Genomic DNA, 7,952 nt, shown 5'->3' with positions numbered 1-7,952 from the left:
TAGGTGGCGAGCAGAGCCTGGACCTCGATCGGATCACCCAGCGTCGTGCCAGTACCGTGACCCTCGACAGCATCGACATCACCCGCGGACAGCCCCGCGTTCGCCAACGCCCGCCGAATCACCCGCTGCTGCGACAGCCCACTCGGCGCGGTAAGACCGTTCGAGGCACCGTCCTGGTTCACCGCCGACGAACGGACCACCGCCAACACCCGGTGGCCGTTCCGCCGGGCGTCGGAAAGCCGCTCCAGCACCACCACACCCGCGCCCTCGGACCAGCCCGTACCATCCGCCGCGTCGGCATACGACTTGCACCGACCATCGGCGGCCAACGCGCCCTGCCGGGAGAACTCCACGAAGGGCTCCGGCGTCCACAACACGGTGGCCCCACCGGCCAGCGCCAGCGAGCACTCCCCGCGGCGCAGCGCGGAGGCAGCCAGATGCATGGCCACCAGCGAGGACGAGCAGGCCGTGTCCACCGTGACCGCAGGCCCCTCGAACCCGAACACATACGAGACCCGGCCCGACGCCACGCTCGAGGCGGTGCCGGTGGTGATGAAACCCTCCAGCTCGGGCGGCACGGGTGACCCGAAACCGGAGCTGTGCCCCATGACACCGGCGAACACACCGACCTCGCGGCCGGCCAGCGCGGTGGGGTCGATCCCGGCGTGCTCGATGGCCTCCCAGGAGATCTCGAGCAGCAGCCGCTGCTGCGGGTCCATCGCGAGCGCCTCACGCGGCGAGACACCGAAGAAGCCGGGGTCGAAGGCACCCGCGTCGGCAAGGAACCCGCCACGGTCGACGTGCGAGATGCCGGGCCGCTCATGGTCGGCGTCGAACAGGGCGTCCAGGTCCCAGCCTCGGTCGGTGGGGAAGTCCGTGGTGCCGTCGCCGCCCTCGCTGACCAGTCGCCACAGGTCGTCCGGGCCGGCGACCCCGCCGGGCAGCCGGCACGCCATCCCGACGATCGCGATCGGCTCGTCGGCGGCCAGCGACTCGTTGCCCGCGTCGGCGTCGAGGTCCGCTGCGGTGCCGGCGTCCGGGCCAAGGATCTCTGCCCGCAGATGCCGGGCCAGCGCGGCCACCGTCGGATGGTCGAAGGTGATCGTGGCCGGCAGGGCGAGGCCGGTCGACGCGGCGAGGCGGTCGCGGAGCTCGACCACAGCCACCGATGACAGTCCCAGGTCACGGAAAGCCCTGGCCGCGCGCAGGTCGTCGTCCGCTCCAGGCCGGCGCAGGACGTCGCGGGCGTGGCCGCGGACCAGCTCCTCCAGTGTCTCCAACTGGACGCGACGGCTCATCCCGCCCAGGCGGGCCTGCAGGGCGCCGGTGACCGCGGCGTCCGGTGCGGCGGTCGCGGGCGTAGCCGGCTCGAGGTCACGCAGGATGCCGGGCGCCGGCGTTCCCGGTGGCAGCCGCAGGCCGACCAGGGCGGCCTTGCCACTGCCGAGGGCGAGGTCGACGGCGGCGAGAAAAGCCTGCGGGTCATCGCCGTCGCCGCCGTCGTCAGTGGCCGGCCAGGCCAGCAGCGTGGCCGCCCGGCCGCCCTGGCATCGCCGGTCGACGAGGGCTTGGGCCTGCCGCCCGACGTGTGCTTCCGGCGCGTCCACACCCGGGGCGCCCAGCAGGAACGCGGAGTCGGTCACCACGAGGAAGGCCGTCGCGTCCGGGAGAGCGTCATCCAGGGCCCGGCCGAGCTCGTCGTCCGGTGCGGTGTGGACCACCGTGACCGGTCCGGCCAGGCCGTTCAGACCGGCCAGGATGTCACTGTCGGCACCCCCGTCGTGGGCACCGGTGAGTGCGACGATCTCGGCGTCGGCCAGCTCGGGGTCGTCAGGCACCGCGGCGGCGGGAAGGCCGGCGAACAGCACCCGGCGCACGCCGTAGCCGACGACGAACCGGCGCAGCAGAGCGGCTCCGCGCCCGCCGGTCCCGGTCCCGGTCAGGACGAGTGTGCTGTCCGGGCCAGGCCAGGCCAGCGGCCGGGGTCCACCTTCCACGGGCACCCAGGCCAGGTGGGGCTCCGACAGCCCGTCCGGATCGCCAACCGGCCGCCATCCGAGCTCGGCCAGTCCCTCGTGGCGGCCACTCGCCGCATACCGCGCCCAGGAGGGGAGATCGACCAGCCGCCGCCGGACGATCTTGCCGGACGGCGTCCGCGGCACGGCGGCCACCTCGCGGATCTGCTCGGGCAGCTTGTACGCGGCGAGCCGCTCACGGCAGCGCTCGATCGCGGCCCGCGGGTCGAGACCGCCCGGCCCGGGCACCACGTAGGCCACCGGCACCTCGCCGAGGACGCCATGCGGCAGGGCTGAGACTCCGGCGTCGGCGACCCCGGGCACCGTCCGCAGCACGGACTCGATCTCGTCCGGGTGGATGTTCTCGCCACCCCGGATGACCAGGTCCTTGATCCGGCCGCAGATCGTGAAGTAGCCGGCGTCGTCCCGGCGGGCGAGGTCGCCGGTACGGAACCAGCCGGCATGGAACGCCGCCGCCGTCGCCTCCGGGCTGTTGTGGTAGCCCACCATGAGGTTCGGCCCGCGGACCCAGACCTCGCCCTCCTGCCCCACCGGCCGGTCCTGGCCGGTGTCGGGGTCGACCACCCGGACATCGACGCCGGGCGCCGGCAGGCCGCAGGACCCCTCCACCCGCGCGCCGTCCGGCGGGTTCATCGTGATGGCGCCGCAGGTCTCGGTGCTGCCGTAGGCGTCGATGAGCGAGACGCCGTAGAGCTCCTCGAAGTCGCGCCGCAGCTGCGACCCCGTGACGGCACCGCCCACCAGGCCGATCCGGAGGTCTGGCAGGGTCAGAGCGCTTTCGCGGGCCAGCCGGACGAGGTGGTGATAGGTGGCGGGGACGCCGGCCACGAAGGTCGCACGGCGGGAACGCAGCTCGGCGAGCACGTCCTCGGCTGCGCGGCCGTCCATGATGTGGGCGCTCGCGCCGACCGCCGTCACCGACAGCACGCAGGCAATGTGCGAGAGGCTGTGGAACAGCGGCAGAGGCCAGAGCACGCGGTCGTCGGGCCGGAGCCCGGGAAGCGGCACGTAGCTGGAAGCCACCGACCACAGACAGTTCCGCTGGGTGGACAGCACGCCTTTGGGCCGCCCGGTGGTGCCGGACGTGTAGAACATGAAGGCCACTTCGTCCAGGCCCAGGTCGTCGCGGGCGGACGAGGCCGGATCGGTGGCCGTGAGCTGGTCGTAGTCGTGCAGTTCGGACGGCCCGTGCGGCATGTGCGGCTCGGAGCGCTCGCCGCCGGTCCCGGGCTCGCTTTCCTGGCTCCGGTCCGGGCTCGTGGCCAGGACAGTCATACCGTTCGGGCCGAGCTTCAGGAACTCGCCAGCATTCGCCGTGTCGGTGATCACGAAAGAGGCGCCGCTGTCGGCCAGCAGGTAGCCCAGCTCGGCCCGGCTGGACTGCGGGTTGACCGGCACTCCGACACCGGCGGCACGCAGGACGGTAAAGTAGGCCTCAACCATCGCGACCCGGTTACCCAGGCAGAGCAGCACGGGGTCGCCCCGCTGGAGCCCGAGGTCGGCGAGGTGCCCGGCGAGCCGGCCGGTCCGGGTGTGCAGGTCGGCGTAGGTGACGGAACGCCGGTCGTCGGAGAAGGCGATGCGGTCGGTGAATCGGGCGGCGTGTTCTCGGAGGATTTCGGGGAGCGGTCTGACCAGATCGTCACGCACGATAGCTACGACCTCCGTCAGGGGACCTGAGACTGAGAGTCGTTACCGAAAAAGACTGAGAGCCGTTCCTGAGCCGCGCTACCAGAACACTAGCAGGCGTTTGACGCCGAATACGGAACCCCTCAGACGCAGCGGGACATCGTTCGCCGATACGGCGAGCCGCAGCCCCGGAAAGGCCTCGAGCAGGGCCTGTAGGCCGACGCGCAGCTGGATTCGGGCAAGGTTCTGCCCGATGCACTGGTGCACGCCGTGGCCGAAGGCCACGTGGCCGGAGGTGTCCCGGTCGATGTCGAGCCGATTCGGGTCGGGGAACTTGTCCGGGTCGCGGTCTGCGGCCGGCAGCGACACGGTGACCGTGTCGCCCTTCGCCACGACGTGCCCGCCCAGCTCGACGTCCTCCGTCGCGGTGCGGAAGATCTCGTACTGGTTCACGGTCAGGTAGCGCAGCAGCTCCTCAACCGCGTTGTCCAGCCTGCTGGGATCTGCGCGCAGCGCGGCGAGCTGCTCCGGGTAGCTCAGGAGAGCGAAGACACCGACCGTGAGCGCGCTCTCGGTGGTCTCGTAGCCGGCAAAGAGCAACATGATCATCATGTTGTAGATTTCTTCATCACTCAGCTGGCCGCCGCTGATCAGCCGACTGAGGATGTCGTCGCCCGGATTCTCCCTCCTACGGCCGATCAGCTCCATCAGCCAGGGCATGAGCCCTCCGAAGGCGGCCTCCATCTCCGGGAACGTGCAGTCCGGGTCATGCATGACGGCGGGCGCATCAGCGTAGTGCTCCCGCTCGTCGTAGGGGAATCCGAGCAGCTCCGACAGCATGCGCAGCACGAACGGCCGGCTGAACGCCGACGACAGGTCGGCCGGCTGACTGCTCGCCTTCATCTCGGCGATCTGCTCGGCGGCGAGCTGCCGCAGCCTCGGCGTCAGCTGGCCTAACCGGCGGGCTGTGAACTCGCCGGTCACCATCCGCCGGTAGTGCGTGTGGTCCGGCGGGTCTACGTGGATGAACATGCCCGGCTGGGCCGGCACCGGTGGCACCGGCTGCCCGAACTTCGTGACCGGGAAGTGGCAGGTCTCCAGGCTGTGGCTGAACCGGGGGTCGCTGAGGACCTTCCGAGCAAGCTCGTAGCTGGACGCGAGCCATCCGATGTGGCCGTCCGGGTAGGTCATCCGGGTCAGTGGACGCTCCGGGCGCAGCTCGTCGAAGATGGCGGCCGGGTCGAACCGGTGGGTGCGGTCCCAGGGGATCTCGAACGAAACGGTGTCGGTCATCGTCTCTTCCCTTGGCCTAGATCGATGTCGCTCCGCTCACTGCGTCGCGAGTTTCCCGAGAGTCTCGTGCGCGGTGGCCAGGGACTTCTCGGCGATCGGCCTGAGCGCAGCCATCTGGGGCACGATCTGGGCGAAGGTAAGCTCGGAGTGGACGAACTGCAGGTCGTCAGCCAGGCCGATCGCGCCGAGCACGGCCGCCGCGTAGGGTTCCTGGAAATCCCAGCCCTCGCGCGGGGTGCCCGGGGCGTAGGAGCCGCCGCGGGCGGTGATCACGACCACCGACTTCCCACGCAGCAGGCCGTCTTCCGAGCCTGGGGCCACCATGTGGGCCGGCGTCACGAGTCGGTCGATCCAGGCCTTGAACGACGATGGAACCGTGTAGTTGTACATCGGGATCGCTATGAGAAGCGTGGTGGCCGCCCGCACCTCGGCTGTGAGCGCCTGGGTGAGCGCCTTGTCCTCCGGGCTGACGCCGTGCTTCTCGGCGTTGCCCTCGACGTCGGTCTCCGGGTCGAACAGCCACTCACGGACACCGTGAGTGATGTGCGGAACTGGCTCGGACCCGATGTCGCGATATACGTAACCGCCGCCAGGGTGGTTTTCCCGCCACTGGTCCGCGAAATAGCTGGACAGCTTCCGCGAGGTCGATTCACCCTGACGGATGCTCGCGTCGATGTGCAGCAAGGAAGGCACAGCCAACCTCTCACCTCGGTTCGGTGGATTACCCGCCCTCACAGAAGGAATTTCGAGCAGGCTTCCCGGTTTCTCGAAGGCTAACCTTGGTGGCTACCAGTGCGGCATCCCTCAGTCTGGTACGGCCTTCGATCGGATCCGGCCGCTTACGCGTACCCGCGGCGGACCAGCCGGGCGGCTCGCCGGGGGCGGTCACGCAAGCTCCCAGCCGGATGGCGACCCGACCGGCCGGACAGCCGCGCCGTCCGCCACCTCCTGCTTCTTGATCCGCTCCCACCTGCTGGCCAGCTCTACCCGGGAGGAGACGCCGAGCTTGCGGAAGATCTTCTTCAGATGGGCCGCGACCGTATGGGTCGAGATGAACATCTCCTGGCCGACCCGGGTGTTGGTCAGCCCCTGGCTGACGAGTTCGGCGACCGCGAACTCCGTGTCGGTCAGCTGCCCGACGCCGGCTCCGGAGACAGTGGCACCCACCCGGGGTATCCGGCCGCGCCGGACGCCGAAGTCCCGCAGCTTGCGGGCCACCCGGGAGCCGTCCCGGGAGGCACCAACTGCGAGGTAGTGGTCCGCGGCCTGTCTGAGCAGGTCCACCGACCCGCCGGACTCGGCCCCACGCTCACGCAGCACGGTTCCGGCGTCCTCGAGGGCCGAGGCACGGTTCCGTCGACCGATGTGCAGGTCGGCGACCGCCACCAGGGTCCGGGCATCGCCCTTGAACAGCGCACCGGCGTGGATCGCGGCCGCACGCAGCGCCCCGAAGGAGGGGTTGCGGGTCGACAGCACACGGACACGCTCGACGGCGAGCGCGGCCAGCTCCTCGTCACCGAGCCGGCGGGCTGCCCGTACCAGCCCGGCTGCAGCCTCGGGCTGGGCGGCCAGCAACTCCCCCGCCAGATGTTCGTTGGTGACAAGCCCGCGCACGAGCGGCGCGACGGACTCCGGCGCGTCGCGGACCTCTCGGACCTCGGCGGTGACCCACGCGCTTTGGCCTGGCATGTGCCGGGCCTGGTTCAGCAGGACACCAGCCATCAGCTGGTCGGTATGCAGGAGCGCGGTGTCGATGTCGGCCCGGCGCAGCGCCCGGCGGGCCAGGAGGATGTGGGCGATCGGCCGCATCACGTCCAGGTCGAGGCCGTCGAGCGCGGCAAGGGCGGCCTCGGCCTCGGCGGCGGCCTCGTCCATCCGGTCGCGGGCGAACTGTATCTCGGCCCGGCACATGCCGGCGGCCGCCCGGACCTTCGCCGCGGGCTCCCGGGTGCCGCCGGTGAGGACATCGTCCAGCACCTGCTTCGCCGTCTGGAGATCGCGGGAGTAGGTCAGCAGGAAGGCATACCAGACACCGGCCATCGGGCGGCATTCCCCGCCGTTGCAGGCTGGGCGCGGGCCCGTCACGGCGCGCCGGGCGAGGTCCAGGCCCTTGCCCAGGTCGCCGCCACGCCAGGCCCAGGCAGACAGCGTCACCAGCCGGTCCAGCCCGCACGTCAGGTTCTCGCAGCCCTCCATCGGCTCATGGACTTCGGACCCGTCACTCATGGTAAGCGCGAGCCCGACAACCGAATCCCGGGGCACTTCCATCACCTCTTCGTAGCCGTATGCCAGGGGGTCTGAGCGCGATCGGCCCGGTGACCCGGCCCGATCGCGTTGTCGGCGCACCCGGAGTGTGAGCAGATCGCCCGATGCCGCCGGGCACGGCTCGCCCTGGCCGAACAACCGGTGGGCTGCTGGCCTGCTCGTGGCAGATCGGCGACAGCACAGGGTCGGAGAAGGCCGGACCGCGCGGAGGGGCAGCGAGTCACCTCATCGGTACGCCGAAGGCCTCCTCCCGATCGGGCTCAGCATCCGTGCCGCCGGGATGCCGCCCGGCGTGGTCCCGTTTTGTTCGACACTTCCCGTACAGGCTCCATCGCCCCGCCTGGCTCTGTCAACGTCGCCCAACATCCCCCGCCGGGGCAGTCTTGGTTTGCGGTGAAGCAGGCAAGGGCGCGCCAACAGACCGTTCTTCCCGGATGCCGAAGACCGCGATCGACCCTGGGCTTCTTTCCCTCACGCGGCGTTCAGACTATCTGAGACCCTGGCCCACATCACCGCCCATAGGCCCCCGCACCGATACCGGCAGTTCGTTGGATCAGGGCGGTTGGGTAGAATTCCTGCCGTTTCGCCTGCCGTGGTCCCCGGTGTCCGCGGTCGGGGCGTTCAGATAGCCAGACCCAGCAGAGCAAGAACGCACAGAAAAAGAGGTCCGGTGCCGGACGATAGCCAGGACGGAGCGAACCTGGAAAGCGACCAGACAAGTTCGTCCTT

At 70.5% G+C, this 7,952-nt stretch carries 4 protein-coding genes; all 4 read right to left on the bottom strand.

The window, feature by feature from the left end; translation table 11 throughout:
* Positions 1-3,686 (bottom strand): AMP-binding protein (locus tag AC08OP_RS04230; protein ID WP_476612988.1); only part of this gene is annotated, 3,686 nt, incomplete at its 3' end.
* Positions 3,687-3,764: 78 nt separating this feature from the next.
* Entirely contained in the window at positions 3,765-4,958 is a 1,194-nt protein-coding gene (locus AC08OP_RS04225) for a cytochrome P450 (protein ID WP_476612987.1), read from the bottom strand.
* A gap of 36 nt (positions 4,959-4,994) precedes the next feature.
* Complete coding sequence (locus AC08OP_RS04220) at positions 4,995-5,651, bottom strand: FMN-dependent NADH-azoreductase (RefSeq protein ID WP_476612986.1); 657 nt, start codon at positions 5,649-5,651, stop codon at positions 4,995-4,997.
* A 192-nt stretch (positions 5,652-5,843) separates the two neighbouring features.
* Complete coding sequence (locus tag AC08OP_RS04215) at positions 5,844-7,184, bottom strand: helix-turn-helix transcriptional regulator (RefSeq protein ID WP_476612985.1); 1,341 nt, start codon at positions 7,182-7,184, stop codon at positions 5,844-5,846.
* Positions 7,185-7,952 lie beyond the last annotated feature (768 nt).

The sequence above is a fragment of the Frankia sp. CeRuru1 genome (assembly GCF_977966315.1).
Note: the sequence above shows the minus strand (reverse complement) of the source record. Positions and strands in the feature narration are given on the sequence as shown.